The sequence below is a fragment of the Paenibacillus sp. WG02 genome, from assembly GCF_055396115.1.
Genome location: NZ_AP036016.1, coordinates 1,492,481 through 1,509,646, shown reverse-complemented (window position 1 = coordinate 1,509,646; position 17,166 = coordinate 1,492,481). Strand labels below are relative to the sequence as shown.

Here is a 17,166-nt window from a genome sequence, read left to right as displayed (position 1 = left end):
CATCTGTTATTCGTACGACTTGATCCTTTTCTCTCTTTATTATAGATTGAGAATAGATCCCTGCGCGATTGTCCAAACAACGTGAAATTTACCCAAAACCAAGGTGAAACGATATGGATAAGGCAAAACAACAATATTTGATTTGGAAAAATAACGCCAATTGGCTTCCCATGTTTGATTGGAATGTCAAATTTTTTGGAGCTCACTTACAGCAAGTGGAAAACAATTGGGAAATGCCCATAGAATCTCATATTGGCTTTGAAGTTAATCTAATCCTAAAGGGCTGTCAGGAAACGGTCATGGAAAAGAATCGTTACTTGCTGCAAGCAGGAGATATCATTCTGATTCCGCCAGGATTCAAGCATGCTAACCGCTGTATATCCAGGGAAGGCATGACGTATTTCACTGCCCATTTCAACGTAGATGATCCCCTATTCCGCCAAGAAATGATCAAAAACTCTAAGATTCTCTTCCCATCTGAAACCGAGGAAAATGGTAAACTGCGAAAAGTTCTCGATGATTGGGTTGAAATGGCCAGGCAGCCTCGCGAATATACGACAACGGATCGATTTCGCTTGCAAGCTACTTTATTTGAGTTATTTGGAACCCTGTCTCAATTTGTCTGTCCGGCCCAGGATCAGAATCAGGATCAGAATGAAAGCATCCCCCCTACTTCCGTTCAGTATGCCAAAGCAATTGCTGAGGCCATCAAAGCATCCTTCAATCCATATTCTCAGATGGACGAGGAAACGCTAGAAAAGAAATTGAGTATCGAGGACATTGTTTCGTCGCTTGGGATCAGCTCTGGTTATGGACTTGAGGTATTCCGCAAAGTGTTTGGGATGTCTCCACGACAGTATTTGTCCGATCTTAAATTGCATGAAGCGAAAGTCCTCATTGCGCAGCCCGATCTACCTCTCAAAAAAATCGCCTCTATATTGGGTTATTCTCACTTATCACATTTCAGCAGACAATTTAAACGGTGGACGGGGATGAGCCCCTTGCAGTATCGTCAATCGAAAAAAGCTGCCCTTTATTAGGCAGCTTTTTCAATGACAAGATTGTTCCTGTATTAACTAGAGGTCATAAACGTGTGTTACACGGAATGATGGCGTGTGAATTGTTGTATGAAATACAACATTAGTACCCAAGCCGATCTACCTTCACAATAGCTGCTGAATAACTCTAAAATCGAATTTTGGAGTTATGACTACCAGTTTTGAGGCGGCACAATGAATGAATAGCAGTCTCGATCAACAGATTAGCCCCATCATTTCATTTTTTACAGCACAGAATCAGGTGACAGCGGAGCAGGTCTCTCACAGCTGCTTTGCATCACATAATGCTTCCCTGAGTCAGACGCGTCATGGAAGCCATGCATCGCTTCGAGCACGTGGTACGCCAGCTCCCCATTCGCGCGATGCGCATCACTTTGGCCGCTTATCAGGGCCTCAGCCATGGCTGCTACACCTAAACCGCGATGGTTTTCTTTGTAGCCGTGCGACAGAGGAATTGGCTCCCAATCGGAACCGCCTTTGCGAATAAGAACCTGACCTCCGAAGGTATTCGGATCCGGAACACGCAAAGAACCTTGGCTGCCGTAGATTTCAATGTTCGGCAGCTGAGTGCCTCCCATAATATCAAAGCTTGTGACAAGCGTAGCAATCGCGCCGCTATGGAAATCCAAAACACCCGCAATATGCGTTGGTGTTTCTACCGTGATTTTCTGCCCGCGTTTCTTCTCACTGGTAATCGTGCGCTCCGGGAAACTAACGGCAGCCGAACCGGTTACTCGGCGGATAGGACCCAGCAAGGCCACAAGCGCCGTTAAGTAGTAAGGACCCATATCGAACATAGGGCCGCCGCCTTTGGCATAATAAAATTCAGGATCCGGGTGCCAATGCTCATGGCCTTTCCCCATCATGAATGCCGTTGCTGCAATCGGTGTGCCAATCCAGCCGTCATTAATCAGCTTCACACACGTTTGGATACCTCCTCCGAGGAACGTATCCGGTGCACTGCCAACCAGCAATCCCTTGCGGCGCGCAACTTCAAGAATCTGCAAACCTTCCTCACGGGTTACGGCAAGCGGCTTCTCCACATACACGTGTTTGCCCGCTTCTAACACTTGAATACAAACTTCGGCATGCGCTGCCGGAATCGTCAAATTAATCACAATCTCAATATTCGGATCATTCAATAGCTCTTGAACCGTATACGCATGAGGAATGCTGAATTCCTCCGCCCGAGCTTTTGCTCTAGCCAAATCGATATCGGCACACGCGAGCAGCTCCAAATGCTCAAAGTTAGGAATATTTTTCATATAGGCTGCACTAATATTCCCGCAACCGATAATACCCACTTTCTTCTTACTCATCTCTGACTTCCCCCTAATCGTTATCGTGTTGCCCACAGCAAGCCGCGGCGCATTAATTCTAGTGTTTCTGGCATACGAACTATGTTAGCTTGATGACCTAGCGAGTTATAATACACCTTGCCTGCTCCATAGGTTTTCGTCCAAACAACCGGCATCTCTACATCGCCAAAGTCTGTAACTGCATGTACGTGAATGGCTGGGTCCACATGCATGTAATACTTTTCCGAGACCACAACGAAATCATCCATGCCCTCTGTCAATAGATGCCCCCGATCCTTGATTCGAACCGTATATGTAACGCCGTCATTCCCAGGATGCGCTACCCATTGACCGCCAACCATGTATTGATATTCCACTTCATTACGGAAGGAATCTGCCATACCTCCATGACAACCTGCGATGCCAGTTCCGCCTTCTTTGACCGCAGCGATTAACGGTTTCAACTGCTCGCTCTCGATTTTACCCATGGTCCATACTGGCACGATAAGATCAACGCCCGCCAAGCGCTCTGCATCTTTGAAGCTGTCCAGTGTATCCGATACTTCCACGCCAAAGCCTTCCTCACGCAATAACCCTGCGAAAATGCCAGCCACCTCTTCAGGTTGATGACCGTCCCAGCCACCCCACACAATCAATGCTTGTTTACTCACTGCACAATCCCCTCTCCACACATATCTATCCTTAGACCTCGCTAATACGCACCCAACGACGCTGCGCAATGGATTGATCCACCGCTTCCAGCACCTCTTGACACTTCACACCGTCTACGAAATTCGGGACCGGCTGACGGTCTTCCGAAAGTGCGTTCATCAACTCAACAACTTCGTGCACAAATGTGTGCTCATAACCAATCGTATGCCCCGCAGGCCACCACGCATCCATATAAGCATGCGACGGATCCGTCGCCAGAACACGTCTGAAGCCCTGAACATCTTCATCATCACTTGTAAAATAAACCTGTAATTCATTCAACCGCTCAAAATCAAACTTCACACTGCCCTTACTGCCATTAATTTCAAAAGAATTCGTGCACCGGTGCCCTGGTGCAAGACGTGTAGCCTCGAAGCTGCCTAGCGCCCCATTCGCGAAGCGTGCCATGAATAGCGTCGCATCATCGACCGTTACCGGTCCGTGCGGTGCATCCTTGCTGCCTTTGGCGCTAAGCCCCGTCATCGAAGTCGGCAGCGGCCGCTCCTTGATGAACGTCTCACTCATGCCGATAACCTCCGTCATGTCACCGACTAAGAAGTGCGCCAGATCGATCAGATGCGCGCCCAAGTCGCCGTGCGACCCAGAGCCGGCAATCTCCTTCTGCAGGCGCCAGACCAGCGGGAACGTTGGATCTACGATCCAGTCCTGCAGGAACCAAGCGCGGAAGTGATAAATGTCTCCGAGGCGGCCGCTCTCGACCAGCTTCTTCGCGAGCTGCACCGCAGGTGCAAACCTGTAGTTGAAGCCCACCATGTGCTTCACCCCGGCTGTTTCAGCCGCCTCCAGCATTTCTCTTGCATCCGCAAGGGTCAGCGCCAGCGGCTTCTCACAGAACAGATGCTTACCGGCCTTCGCCGCAGCAAGCGCGATTTCCTTGTGCGCATCGCTGGGCGCATTGATATCGACGATGTCGATATCGGGATGCGTGACCAGCTCGCGCCAATCGGTGACAAACCCGTCCCAGCCGAATTGTTCGGCTGCGCTGCTGACACCGCTTTCATCTCGACCGCAGATGAGCTTCATCTTCGGTACCGCTGTCTGCGGGAAAAACATATGCAAATCCTTATAAGCATGACTATGTGCTTTGCCCATAAACTTATAGCCAACCATACCGATATTGAAAGATTTCATAAAAGTGCGCCTCCCTAGAGCTTTGCCTTAGCAAAACTAGCTTCGTTAGCATTCATTTGAGTTCTTTCATCCCTATACCAATTACTCATTTATGATGACTGCTCTTCGATGATTTTCGCACAACCAATCGGGTTGGCAGCTTGATCCGTTTATCCTTCGTGCCCTCCCCATGCAGCAAGTCCGCCAGCACACTGCGTGCTGCCTCTTTGCCCATCTCATAGAAAGGCACATTGATGCTGCTTAGCGGTGGATCGCTGAGCTTAGCAGCATCCGAATCATCGCAGCCAACAATAGCGAAATCGCGCCCGGCGATCCAGCCTCGCTCACGAAGCCCTTGCATCAAACCGATCGCCATGCGATCATTGGCCGCAAATACCGCTTCCACTTGATCCCGTTGCTCCCATAGTCTTGATGCCGCTTCATAACCGCTTTTACGGCTATAATTGCCTTCAAGCAGCAGTTCAGGAGGAACTTCTAATCCTGCTTCATTCATTGCTTTCATATAGCCCTGAAGCCTATCGCCAGAGTTCGAATACTGAGGCGAACCGTTCAGGAAAGCAATCTTCCGATAGCCCTCTTCCTGTAAATGCCGAACAGCCCTATAACTGCCCTCTACATGATCCGCATCCACCTCAGGAAAGGATAACCCCTCGAAGCTCTGGTTGACCAAGCAAAAAGGCATTCCCTGCGCCTGCAGCTGCATAAGCGATTCCCGCTGCTGCGGAGTGTCCCTTGAACCCAGGATGACACAAGCATCCACCTTCTGCGAACGATAAAGTCGGGTGTAATCCAAACTGTCATCCGGTGTTAAAAGCGACAGCAGCATATCGTAGCCCTGCTCCCTTACTTGTTCTCCTATGCCGCTTAATATTTCCGCGAAATAAAAGGCAGAGAAGAGATGCACTTTGGGCATGTAGGGCAGCACAACACCAAGATTACCACTGCGCCTCCGAGCGAAGCTTTGCGCAATCGCATTTGGATGATAGTTGAGCTGTTTAGCAGACTCTAGAACACGCTCTTTCGTCGCAGGCTTCATGGGGCCTAGCCCATTGAATACACGGGATACGGTCGCCTCTGAAACTCTTGCTAGTTCAGCAACCTCTTTTCTCGTCACCATGCCTAAGCCTCCAATAATTGATTCATTAAACTAACAATGTACACGCGTACATTTTCTCATTCAAAAGCATCCATGTCAACATAAAATTATTGAAACTTTATTCAACATTATTCGACATTTTCATCAATTTTACATAAAGTTAACTAAAAAACTTGCTATTATTTGTAAAAATAACTAATTTATAATCTTGTCTACTGTTCGCCTTTCGACTTATGATAAGGGGTACAGTGGACAACTATGATGTGGGAATGAGTGATAGCAATGAAAGCAGTCAGGCGCCTTTTTCACTTCGCCGCATCGACAACATTAGGTACTCTTAGGAGTAAGAAAATAATCACTCGCGTTCACCAACGACAGCAGCTTCAAGCAAAGTTAAAGCAGGCTATTGGAAGCCAACATCATGCCAAGCACACAGCTTTATCACGTACCCTTCTGATCCTTGATATTGATCGGTTTCGCCAAGTGAATTTCTCGCTCGGATACCAGTCTGGCGATCTCCTTTTGGAAGAAGTGGGCAACCGTCTGCGGGCCGTACATGGCTGTGACCTTGTTATTCAATCAGGAGATGATGAATTTGTTCTCCTTATACATGCTAGTACCCAAGATCAGCTCTCCCAAGCCATTCAAAGCATCCAGCACGTTTTTGCAACATCCTTCATCGTAATGGACCAAGAATGTTTTATTACCGTGAGTATAGGTATGAGTGCTGTGGACTTAACGTTAGCTACGATCGAACAAGCCTTGCATCAAGCTGATCAAGCTCTCTTAGCCGCTAAGCGTACAGGTAAGAACAAGCTTGTCACTTATCATTCATCGCACGCGCAGCGTTTCATCAATCAAATTCAGATGGAAACGGAGCTGCGGAAGGCTATTCTTGAGAATCAACTCATCCTATACTATCAGCCGCGTCTTGAACTCTCCACCGGAAATATTATTTGTCTGGAAGCATTGGTGCGCTGGAATCACCCAAAGCACGGCTTAATTGCTCCTAACGAGTTTATTCCGCTTGCTGAAGAGAGCGGTTTGATTTTACAGCTTGGTGAATGGGTCCTTCGTGAGGCCTGTCTCCAAAAAGCGAGATGGCTGGAAGCTGATATTTTAAACTATCAAATTGCTGTAAATATCTCCCCTTGTCAATTTCAAGATGATTCCTTTCCCGATAAGGCCATTCAGATTATTGAACAAACGGGTATCGACCCTGCTTTCCTTGAGTTTGAAATTACCGAAAGCTCCATTATGCAGAATATGGATACAACCGTCGCGGTACTGGATAAGCTATGTAATAAAGGGATTTCGATCTCGATCGATGACTTCGGAATTGGCTACTCATCACTTAATTACTTGAAACATTTTCCTATCCATTGCCTGAAAATAGACCGTTCTTTCGTAAAGAATATACATAGCAATAAAGATGATTGGGCCATTACAAATGCCATTATCCATCTCGGCCATGCGCTTGAGGTACAAGTGGTTGCAGAAGGCGTTGAAGAATGGAGCCAACTTGAAATATTGAAAGAAACAACCTGTACAACGATCCAAGGCTATTTATTAAGTCCCCCTGTATCCGCTATCGAGATTGAACAAACCTTTCAAGCGAACAACAACAGACCGGTTATGATTTCATAACCGGTCGTAAGCTTTGGCATAACGTCTCATTTTGGCAAAAATACGTTTATCACTCAATCTCCGAAAAATATAAGGATCAGGACTCGTATTTACCTCAAGAATCCATGGATGCAGCTTATCGTCCAAGGCCACATCGACACCGATCTCCTTAACCCCTTTATAGCGCGAGTTAATCGCCTTAGCAATCTGCAAACCCAGAGTGTGCAGCTTCTTAACATAAACCTTCCGCTTACTTGCAGGCAAATATTTGTGCAGCAATGTATCCACCGGCTTCAATGTTCCCCCATTGTGGAAATTAGTAACCACTTTTTTCGGATGAGCTACTCTGCCGATGACACCCGTTGTCTCCCACTTTCGAAGAGGTGTTTGCTGAACCATGACACGAAGATCGAACCGATTGCCTTTGTATTTGAGCAGATGAATCCCTTTTTGTACTAAATAATTCCGTTTTTTCGTCACTTTACTGATGGCTGCATACATCTCATCAAATGTTTTAAACTGTCTTAATCGCGTGCCTGACTGATACGAATAAGGCTTTTCAGCCCCCTCCTCTGCCTGTTCCACTCGTATAACACCGTTTCCAAACATACCTACATTCGGTTTAATATACACCATTTTATATTGGTTGAGCATTTCCCTAAGTGTCTCTTGATTCATTCGTTTCGTTTTTGGAACATATTTACGCAGATCTGGCTTAGCTTCAATTGCCTTCGTTTTGCCAATTTTGCTAGTGACGTATCTAGCTCTACTAAGACGAAACGGTTTCTTTGACGTCTTTTTCATGTTTTGCCTCCAGCTTCAGTCTATAGAAATCGGCCAAAGATTGTGCTGTGGCCTGCCAGCTGAATTGCTTGATGACATCACTCCGCGCCTGTTTGGCTATACCCTCTGCCCATTCTTTCCGTTTGGCCATCGCCACAATACTATGGGCAAAAGCGCGAGGATCTCGGAAATCTTTGATCAGAACTCCGTTATGTTCATGCTGAATGACCTCTTTCATTCCCCCAATATTCGAAGCGATAACCGGAAGTCCAGAAGCCATGGCTTCCACATTCACCAATCCAAAAGCCTCATGCTTTTGTGAAGGACAAACGAAGCAATTCGCAAGTCCATATACTTCATGTATCTTTCGATACGGAATATTGCCTAGAAACTTTGTTGGCACTCCAAGCTTATTAGCCATCCTTTTAAGCTGTGCTTTGAAGCCTTTACCTTGCTCGCCCCCAGCAATCAGAAGCTTCATCCCAGGGATCGATTTTCTAGCTTGATGAACAGCACGAATCAAATGCGGGATACCTTTGCGCTGGATAAGCCGGCCGACATAAAGGATCTGAAAACCGTTGCCGCTAACTCGGTATTTCCTTCTTAAACGTCTCCTCGCCTTCTCCGATTTAGGGCGAAATCTAGCCACATCGGTCCCGAGGTAAATCTTGTGAACCTTATTTCGCTGTTTCGGATACTGACTTATTAGCTCCTGCTCGAGTGAACTGCTGTTGGCTACAATCCAGTCCACTTTATTCAAATGCTTGGAGCATCTGCGAATAGAAGCATACGGCGGCCTCACGAACGTTAAGGAATGTAAGAATAGTGATACTGGTGTTTTCCGAAAATGGCGTTTGATAACGGCAGCATACTGGGGTCTGTTATCGACTTGAATCCAATCAAATGTCTTTCCCTTGGTTGCCTTAAGCACTTCCTTCAAGTACGTACGAGAGCTTCCAGTAGGTACCCTAATAATCGTAAGTCGACCCTGACGTGAAATACGGCTGTACCTAGGATGCTGCCTCGAAATAACGGTAACTTGGTGCATTTTGGCAAGCTCGCGTGCAATGGAATGAATGCATATTTCGACGGAACCACCTAGTATCGGCGGTACTGGAATTTGTTCAGGAGCAATGATTAAGAGGTGCACGTCTCTACTTCACTTCCTTAGGACTGGTTTATACGACTACTTATTAACCCGTACCTATTGTATGAAGCAAACTGTCCGTTGGCGACAAAATTGAAAGAAGAGGCTGTTCCCCAGATTAAGATCCGGAGGCAGCCTCTTCTTCAGTTACAACACTTATGGAGCGCTAGTTAAAAATTTAGCAGTCGGGTTTTTCTCGATCGAAGATCGCAGCGCATACTCGCTCTCGAACAAGCCTACGAAATTCCCTTTTTTATCTTTAACCAGCTGTGAGTTAATGCGGAATTTACTTGGATCCAGCTTCTCGTCTATAATCCAACGCGCGAATTGATAGTTTTGGCGCTGTAATAAAATGTCAACGCCATATTCAGATTTCATCCGATGTTCAAGAACTTCGAATTGCAGTTGACCGACTACGCCAAGAATCATATCCTCGAAACCAATCGTGGTGAATACTTGAATCATACCTTCTTCGGTCAATTGATCAATCCCTTTGAGGAATTGCTTTTGCTTCAGAGCGTTCTTGATCGAAACTTTGCTGAACAGCTCCGGTGAGAAAGTAGGCAGCTCGTCGAAAACGACCTCTTCCCCTTCACTTAGGGAATCACCGATCCGGAAAATACCGGGATCAAACAAGCCAATAATATCGCCTGGGAACGCCTCTTCGACAATGTCACGGTCTTGTGCCAAAAATTGCTGCGGCTGTGCTAACTTAATGTCTTTGCCCAGTCGAACATGTTTCACGGACATACCGCGCTCAAACTTTCCAGATACGATACGTAAGAAAGCCACACGGTCGCGGTGAGCTGGATTCATATTCGCTTGAATCTTGAATACATAACCAGAGAATTTCTCTTTCGTAGGCTGTATGATGCCTGCTGTGCTATTGCGCGGCTCTGGCGCTGGTGCAAGCTGAAGGAAGTTCTCAAGAAACGTCTGCACACCGAAGTTGTTCACGGCACTGCCGAAGAAAACAGGTGTGAGCTCGCCTTGCAGCACTTTCTCCATATCAAACGGATCTCCGGCAATATCGAGCAGCTCGATATCCTGGCTTAATTGTTTATGCAAGAATTCGCCTGCAATTTGCTTCACTAATGGATCATCAACCCCATCCACTTTGCGCACTTGAATCTCTTTGTGATCTTCACCTTGATACAGTTCTAATTGTGATTTCCCTCGATCGTAAACTCCGCAGAACTGTTTGCCCGAACCAATTGGCCAGTTCATTGGATACGAACGAATGCCGAGCACTTCCTCTAATTCCTCTAAGAGTTCAAATGGGTCGCGGCCCTCGCGGTCCATTTTGTTAATGAACGTGAAGATCGGTATTCCGCGCATTCTACACACTTGGAATAACTTCTTCGTCTGCATCTCGACCCCTTTGGCAACGTCGATCAGCATCACCGCGCTATCCGCAGCGGTAAGTGTACGGTACGTATCCTCACTGAAGTCTTGGTGACCAGGTGTATCTAGAATGTTCACGCGATGCCCTTCATAGTCAAACTGCATAACGCTGGACGTGACCGAAATTCCGCGCTGCTTCTCAATTTCCATCCAGTCGGATGTCGCATGTTTACTAGCCTTACGCCCTTTGACTGTTCCGGCTAAGCGAATCGCGCCTCCGAATAACAGCAGTTTCTCGGTCAATGTTGTTTTACCCGCATCCGGGTGAGAAATAATCGCGAACGTACGTCGCTTAGCGACTTCTGTTGCGAGTTGTTTAGTGAGTTGCGTTGTCATCTGTTAGATTATTCCCTTCTTCTTTTACATATGGGCTTGCTATGAATCAGGCTTGAGCTTTCTGCAAATCAATGCTCCAATTCGCTTCATCTAGGAAAGTTCGATTGCTAAACTCTCGGCCGCGCACGACGACCTTATCCGCAAATACTTGCACATAGATGCCCTGTGCTTTATTCTTGGCTTCTTGCTGGTAGGCACGGTTAAGCGTTCTTCCAACCGAAGCATTGTGGAAATAATGGAAAGACTCCTGCACATAATGCGGTGTCCCGTTCTGGAAATCTTGATGGCGATGTCCGCAGAACACGAACACATTCTTATAAGGCTTTAATGTTTCGCGGAACTTGATAGCGCGCATTAATTGATGTGATCCCCCATCTGTGCCACTTGGCGGCAGCGGCTGATGCGTCATCACGAACAGTGGTCTTCCAGGTTTGTAGAGGCTTTTCACCCGTTCTTTGAACCATTCCAATTGCTCATCGGAATACCAAGCTCCCTCACCGACCTCCGGCTTCTCTTGTACGTAAGCTTCTTGTGAAAGAAGCAAGATGGAGTGTCCCTTGGTCGTAAAATCATTATAAAGCGTCTTGTAGCCAAAAAACTTCTTGAACGACTCTCGGCTCATCGCGTCACTTTTGCCGTTCGGAACGGCTGCTTGATCCCAGATATTCGCTTTATTAATCCAGATCGAGTAATAATCGTGATTGCCCATGTTCGCGTGAACAGGTGGAAGTTTATATTCACTTACAATGGTACGCAGCTCCTTATAATCTTGTTCCGTTCCTGTGTCCGTCAGATCGCCTGTTAGCATGATGGCATCAACAGGACCGTCGAAATGTGTAATATCATCAAGCGCTTGCCTTAATTTCTTACCCGTAAGCGCATCACCTATACTGATATGAAGGTCGCTTAATATAAAATAGGACATGAGGGGACCCGTCGGCAAGGGTTCTGCCGTAGATTGTGCCACGGATGGTGAAGGTTCAGGCTTCACAGATGATAGGGCGGGCTGAGCATCTGAAATAAATTTCCTCTTAACCATTTGACTAAAAATGGCACTTAATCCAACAAGCGCAGCCCCTATTGCCAGCAGCCATCTGATAAAAGCTCTTCGTGACATATACGCACCTCAAGTAATGAATTGTCAAGTTTACTCCGTAATATTTATTATACCACAAAAAAAATCCAACAGGCAGAGTCGCCAGTTGGATGTTAAGCTTGTTACCTCAAGGATAAACGGCTTACGCCGTCCATAACGAGCGCGTTTGTCAAGGTTGATGCGAAGCCAGGTTTTCCCTACCTACTGCTGATATCAACTATGTTAAAACCGTTGTTTTTTGAACGGCTTCCCAATCAACTTCACCTTCATTTTGACCATTAATCGGCCACCATTTGAAACCGTCATCGCTTAGGAGCTTCGCTGCCTCTTCTGGCCCCCAAGATCCGGCTGGATAGTGTTTCAGGTCTTCTGAACTCTCACTCCATGCTGCTGCGATACGATCCACATAGGACCAAGCAAGCGCCACTTCATCCCACCGGGTAAAGTACGTTGAATCTCCACGTGTTGCATCATACAGCAAGCGCTCGTAAGCTTCCGGTGTATTGATACCGATCTGGCAGCTTTGGCAGAAATCCATCGCTACGGGAACGATAACGCCTTCCGAGCCTGGCTGCTTCGCATTCATTTTCAGATAGATGCCTTCCATCGGATTCACACGGAAAACGAGTAAATTCGGCTCCAACTCATGCTTTTTGGCCAAATATACATTATTCGGAATATTCTTAAATTCTACAACGACCTCCGTCGTTTTGACTGGCAGCCTTTTTCCTGTACGAATATAGAAAGGTACACCTGCCCAGCGGAAATTATCCACGTGAACTCTGGCTGCGAAATAAGTCTCTGTTGTAGACTGCGGACTCACCGAATCTTCTTCACGATAAGCAGGCAGCGCTTTACCTTTGGACGAGCCATTCGAATATTGACCGCGCACCACATTCGCACGAACATCGTCACCGGATTCGAATAAGCGGAGGGAACGCAGGACCTTCACCTTCTCATCACGGATATCTTCCGGATGCAGACGGCTTGGCGGTTCCATGGCCATCATCATCAGCATTTGCAGCATATGGTTCTGACCCATGTCGCGTAGGGCGCCAGAGTGATCATAATAACCGCCGCGTTCTTCAACGCCGACAGTTTCACTGAGCGTAATTTGAATGTTAGCTATGTATTTGTTATTCCAAAGCGGTTCAAAGAAGGCATTCGCGAAACGAACGAATTCAATATTTTGCACCATTTCTTTACCTAAATAGTGATCAATACGGTAAATATCTTGCTCTTCAAATACTTGACGAAGTTGTCCATTCAAGCGCTCAGCCGATGGCAGATCGTAACCGAACGGCTTCTCAATAACGAGACGGTGCCAGCCTTTGGTTTTGAGCAATCCACCTTCACTTAAGTTGTACGATACGTTACCGAAAAGCTCTGGAGCCAGAGCCAGGTAGAACAAACGGTTTCCACCGGTCTGATATTTCTCATCCAGCTTGGCAGTCAGTACATTAAGTTCATGGAAACCGGCGACATTGTTGATATCCAGTGACATGTATTCAAAACGCTGTGCGAATCGTTCCCATTCCGCCTCATCCGTTACTTTATAACGGGCGAAATCCTCAATCGAATGCTTAACATCATCGCGAAATTGTTCATTCGTTCGAGGTCTTCTGGCCAAACCAACTACAGCAAAATTTTCTCCTAACTTTCCTTCACGATATAGACTATAAAAGGCTGGAAACAGCTTTCTTTTCGCCAAATCTCCCGTTGCCCCGAAAATATAAAACACAGCTCCACTCATCTATGCATCATTCTTTCTCTATTAGGATTAGTTAATATGCTTAGCATACCTAAAATAGTCAAGCTATTCAACTTTTCTGAGAACTTTCTCTCATAACTTTTTCTTATGCGGATCTAGACATTCGTCTATACCGATCCGCCCGGCCATGAATAGGCTGAAAGTAGACAATAACACGGAGGTGCTAAGAAACAATGCAGCCTATTTATCCGATTACTGATAAGACTTGTCGAAGCCTGTACGGCAAGCCTGTTCTTATTTTTTTAAACGACGGGTCCGAAATCTATGGCGTTTTAAGCCGTATTGAAAAAAACAAGCTGATCCTGAACGATGATGCCGCCACGAAGCTCAACACGACAACGAAAAAAAGCAAAAAAATCAATTCCAAATCAAAAACAATTAAAACGAAGCAATCAAAGCCGGAAGATCAAAATCCATTTTTGAGCACTGCACCAGAGGAGTTTTCCTCCTTTGGCCTTCCTCTCTTCGGTGGCATGGCCCCCGGCTTCCAAGGACCGATCGATATTCAAATTGAAAACATTGCGGCTATGTTCAGTGAATGATGATGGGGCTGTGGATGAATCAATCATCTGCAGCCCTTCGTCTTATCATCTCAATTTCTTGCTCATTTTATAGCAGCTTAGCTCGGGAATAAACGAATGAATTTCGTAACCTTTGCGCAAGTAAAATTGAATCGCTTTGGGGTTGCTTTCATCAACAAAAAGTTCAGCTGTCACACAGCGCTCACTTTTCCCGTACTCTTCGGCAACCTTCATAAGCTCATTCCCCCAACCTCTCCCTTGCTCACGAGAATCGACGGCTAACATATCAATGAATAACACATTCGATTTGCGAATCATCGTGATGAATCCGAAAGGCTGTTTGTTTCCTCTGGCCGTAACAAACGTTTTATTCTGATTCAGTCTCTTCCGTATTTCGGAAAATGTTACAGAACTACCTGTGTCATACATTCTAGAAAAGGGTACTAGCTGTTCAACGACTAATCGATGGATAGTTCGATCGTCAATGGAAGCCAATCGTTTGCGTATCACTTGGCACCGCCTCCACAAGAAGCAATAATGCTATCTTATGTCGGCAAGACAGCAAATGACTCCGCTTGTATAGGCAGCTTTTTTACTTCTTCTAACTTTGCAAGTACCAATTTACCCCAGTTCCTACGAATGCTATACTAATAGTAAGCGAAAATGAGGTGATCCTAATGATTTATGCGTATCCCCCACTTATGGCTTTGAACAGCTATCAAACCCATAAAGACTATTACCGGGTAAGCGCGGTAAGCGGTATTGCTGGCGGAAAGTCCAGTACCATTCGGCGCCCGCTTGACATGCCCTTCGCAGAACTAGCCTACAAACAACACGCTCAGTCTGCCGCGAAAGGCCTAGCCGAATTTGTTCAATCAACACAGAACGTTAAACAATCCGCACAATCCTTGGTGGAGTCTCGACTTCCTTCTATTCCCTACAGGGCAACACCTCTTTCGTCAGAAGCCGATAGCGAATCCATCATTGAACCCATACGTAAATTCGTAAATACATATAATGAATTTCAGGACAGTTTGCGGGATTCTCCCGAGTATATTAATCGCTCACTTCTCCTAGGGCTAGAGCAAGCCGCTAAGCCCAACTCTCTGAAAGAAATTGGGATAACAAAGCTGGATAACGGAAACTTAGAACTCCAAGAAGACGTACTTCAGGATCAGATTAAAAACCATTTTAGCTCCACGTTAAAAAGTCTTGGCAGCATGACAAACTTCGCCGCGACACTCTCGAATTCGATAGGACAATTGCAGCAGTTGCCTTCGGAATCGTTGTTCCAAATGTCTCGTTCACAACTTAAGCCATACGGCCAATATCGGTCCCAGCTCCAAGCTTATCTGCCCGTTCCGATGAGCGGACTGCTGCTTGATATTCAAATGTGATTGAAAATCCAAAATTCTTGAATTTGACCTGGCGATGCCCAGGTCGTTTTTTTGCTTAAGCCCAGAAATCGACCTTCCAACCTGCTACTTCATCTTTTGAATAATTCCACTTACATAGGCATTGTTTCCGGTTTCCGCTTTCCGCTTTGGAGCGACCCTTATTGGACATGCTCCAATTAGGCAACCATCTAGTCTAACTGCATCATTGAGCAATTTTAGTTGCAACAGCAGTTGGGCATCCACGACTAATTGGGTACCCGCCATTTGGAAATCCCCGAGTTCACGATAGTCCAAGTTGTATTTCGTGCAACAATATCTCTCCCTAACGCCGCTTTAACCTGCAACTGTTGTATTTCGTACAACAATTTGAGCTCAAAACACCTATTTCTGAGCGATTCGCACCAAATTGTTGTACGCAGTACAACAAAAAGCTAATTTGTCCAAAGAAACCGCCTAATTGTTGTACAAACTACATCATTGGTAATCGTTGGAGTCTTTTTGCCTTCTCGCAGCAAATTGTTGTATTCTATACAACTTGCCTTCTTATTTGCCTCAAACCCAAAAAACATATAAATTCTTTTAAAGAAAGACCTGAGGCTTTGCCTCAGGTCCTTTGTGTGCTAATCCATATGTTTGAGCTTGGGCAGGGAATTGGATATAGGGCTCCAACCGCCCATATCCGCTTTCTCCATGATCATCTTCTTTTCTCTGCAGACCGATTTTGGAAGCTGTCGCAGAGCTAACGAACCGTGCACACGCAATTGTCCTCATCATGCGCATACTCGAATGGCTAACGAATCGCAGCCTCGTTACGTTAGCGAAAAGCGTGATTTGGGGCTGTCTTTCCTGCAATAGCGTTTTCTCGATTCGTTAGACTATCAAAAGCCCGCTTTTGGGCTTCATAACGTTTTCTGAGTTCGTTAGCGTTTGTCCACAATGAATCGACAGCCGACTTAGCACAATTGCAGGAGTTTTTGAATGGCCACCTTAGAAAGGGGATACCCTTAAGCTATACCTCGAAACTTATACTTTCTATTATGTCAAGGATAAACGACTCCGTCGTCCTTCAGGACGAGTGCGTTTGTCAAGGTAGATGCGAAGCAAAAGTATAAAACTTATACTTTCTTATCTACGAAGATAAAAACGACCCTCGAATGAGCTCATGCACATGCATGCTCACCCAGAGGGCCGTTTTCTTTAGAATAGCTTCTTGCCTAATACATGATCAAGCGGGATGTATCCGATCACTCTGCTATCCATACTATTATTTCGGTTATCTCCCATCACGAAAATATGATCGGCAGGCACCGTCCATTTCTTATTCCCATTGGCTCTCATTGCCTCGTTAATGTAAGGCTCGTCAAGCAGCACGCCGTTGCGATACATCTTATCGTCCTTGAGCTCCAATTGATCGCCCGGCTTACCAATCACCCGTTTAATCCAGACATGTTTATCATCACCATTGGTAAATAAACTGAGCAAAGGACTGTCTAACAAGTCGTTCTTGAATGTTCTCTTAAGATCGACTCTAGAGTCTATAATGACAATATCCTCATAATTCGGTTCATAATTAAACGTATGAGACAGCTTTGATACATACACGCGTTGACTGTCATGCAGCGTCGGATCCATGGAATGTCCCATCACCTTCGTGGATTGGAACACGAAAACACCAAGAAATACGACTAAAATAAACGAAATGGCAATGGAACCAAACCAGCTCCAAATTTGCTTTAATAGATTCATTCGTATCGCTCCCTTGTGACTATT

Annotated in this window: 15 protein-coding genes; 4 read left to right on the top strand and 11 right to left on the bottom strand. The window is 45.9% G+C overall.

The features are described from left to right. Positions 1–113: 113 nt before the first annotated feature. A complete protein-coding gene (locus ACBP55_RS07235) occupies positions 114–1,040 on the top strand; it encodes a helix-turn-helix domain-containing protein (RefSeq protein ID WP_464650692.1) in 927 nt (308 codons plus the stop codon). Positions 1,041–1,282: 242 nt separating this feature from the next. Here ACBP55_RS07235 and ACBP55_RS07230 read toward each other — a convergent pair whose 3' ends face one another. The 4 genes from ACBP55_RS07230 to ACBP55_RS07215 form a co-directional block, all read right to left on the bottom strand. After that, a complete protein-coding gene (locus ACBP55_RS07230; protein WP_464650691.1) occupies positions 1,283–2,377 on the bottom strand; it encodes a Gfo/Idh/MocA family protein in 1,095 nt (364 codons plus the stop codon). 20 nt (positions 2,378–2,397) lie between these two features. After that, entirely contained in the window at positions 2,398–3,027 is a 630-nt protein-coding gene (locus ACBP55_RS07225; RefSeq protein WP_464650690.1) for a ThuA domain-containing protein, read from the bottom strand. Positions 3,028–3,058: 31 nt separating this feature from the next. After that, a complete protein-coding gene (locus ACBP55_RS07220) occupies positions 3,059–4,219 on the bottom strand; it encodes a Gfo/Idh/MocA family protein (protein ID WP_464650689.1) in 1,161 nt (386 codons plus the stop codon). Positions 4,220–4,304: 85 nt separating this feature from the next. Next, a complete protein-coding gene (locus ACBP55_RS07215) occupies positions 4,305–5,336 on the bottom strand; it encodes a LacI family DNA-binding transcriptional regulator (RefSeq protein ID WP_464650688.1) in 1,032 nt (343 codons plus the stop codon). A gap of 261 nt (positions 5,337–5,597) precedes the next feature. On the opposite strand from ACBP55_RS07215, the gene ACBP55_RS07210 reads away from it, so the two are divergent. Beyond that, positions 5,598–6,962, top strand: a complete 1,365-nt coding sequence (locus ACBP55_RS07210; protein WP_464650687.1) for a putative bifunctional diguanylate cyclase/phosphodiesterase — start codon at positions 5,598–5,600, stop codon at positions 6,960–6,962. Here the strand turns inward: ACBP55_RS07210 and ACBP55_RS07205 are convergent. From ACBP55_RS07205 to zwf, 5 genes are all read right to left on the bottom strand, one after another. Then, on the bottom strand, positions 6,957–7,745 hold the full coding sequence (locus ACBP55_RS07205) for a YheC/YheD family protein (protein ID WP_464650686.1): 789 nt from the start codon (positions 7,743–7,745) through the stop codon (positions 6,957–6,959). The two genes, ACBP55_RS07210 and ACBP55_RS07205, sit on opposite strands and share 6 nt — an antisense overlap. Continuing rightward, complete coding sequence (locus ACBP55_RS07200; protein ID WP_464650685.1) at positions 7,711–8,874, bottom strand: glycosyltransferase family 4 protein; 1,164 nt, start codon at positions 8,872–8,874, stop codon at positions 7,711–7,713. The genes ACBP55_RS07205 and ACBP55_RS07200 overlap by 35 nt, the downstream gene beginning before the upstream one ends. A gap of 153 nt (positions 8,875–9,027) precedes the next feature. Beyond that, positions 9,028–10,611, bottom strand: a complete 1,584-nt coding sequence (locus ACBP55_RS07195; RefSeq protein WP_464650684.1) for a peptide chain release factor 3 — start codon at positions 10,609–10,611, stop codon at positions 9,028–9,030. 46 nt (positions 10,612–10,657) lie between these two features. Beyond that, positions 10,658–11,728: a metallophosphoesterase family protein gene (locus tag ACBP55_RS07190; RefSeq protein ID WP_464650683.1), complete on the bottom strand. Its 1,071-nt coding sequence runs from the start codon at positions 11,726–11,728 to the stop codon at positions 10,658–10,660. Between the two features lie 196 nt (positions 11,729–11,924). Continuing rightward, entirely contained in the window at positions 11,925–13,460 is a 1,536-nt protein-coding gene (gene zwf / locus ACBP55_RS07185; protein ID WP_464650682.1) for a glucose-6-phosphate dehydrogenase, read from the bottom strand. A 191-nt stretch (positions 13,461–13,651) separates the two neighbouring features. Between zwf and ACBP55_RS07180 the strand changes: the two genes are divergently transcribed. Continuing rightward, positions 13,652–14,020: a hypothetical protein gene (locus ACBP55_RS07180; protein ID WP_464650681.1), complete on the top strand. Its 369-nt coding sequence runs from the start codon at positions 13,652–13,654 to the stop codon at positions 14,018–14,020. Positions 14,021–14,065: 45 nt separating this feature from the next. Here ACBP55_RS07180 and ACBP55_RS07175 read toward each other — a convergent pair whose 3' ends face one another. Then, entirely contained in the window at positions 14,066–14,509 is a 444-nt protein-coding gene (locus tag ACBP55_RS07175) for a GNAT family N-acetyltransferase (protein ID WP_464650680.1), read from the bottom strand. A 167-nt stretch (positions 14,510–14,676) separates the two neighbouring features. On the opposite strand from ACBP55_RS07175, the gene ACBP55_RS07170 reads away from it, so the two are divergent. Then, positions 14,677–15,396: a hypothetical protein gene (locus tag ACBP55_RS07170; RefSeq protein WP_464650679.1), complete on the top strand. Its 720-nt coding sequence runs from the start codon at positions 14,677–14,679 to the stop codon at positions 15,394–15,396. A gap of 1,197 nt (positions 15,397–16,593) precedes the next feature. On the opposite strand, the gene lepB is transcribed toward ACBP55_RS07170, so the two are convergent. Next, complete coding sequence (lepB, locus tag ACBP55_RS07165; RefSeq protein WP_029198412.1) at positions 16,594–17,142, bottom strand: signal peptidase I; 549 nt, start codon at positions 17,140–17,142, stop codon at positions 16,594–16,596. Positions 17,143–17,166: the final 24 nt, after the last annotated feature.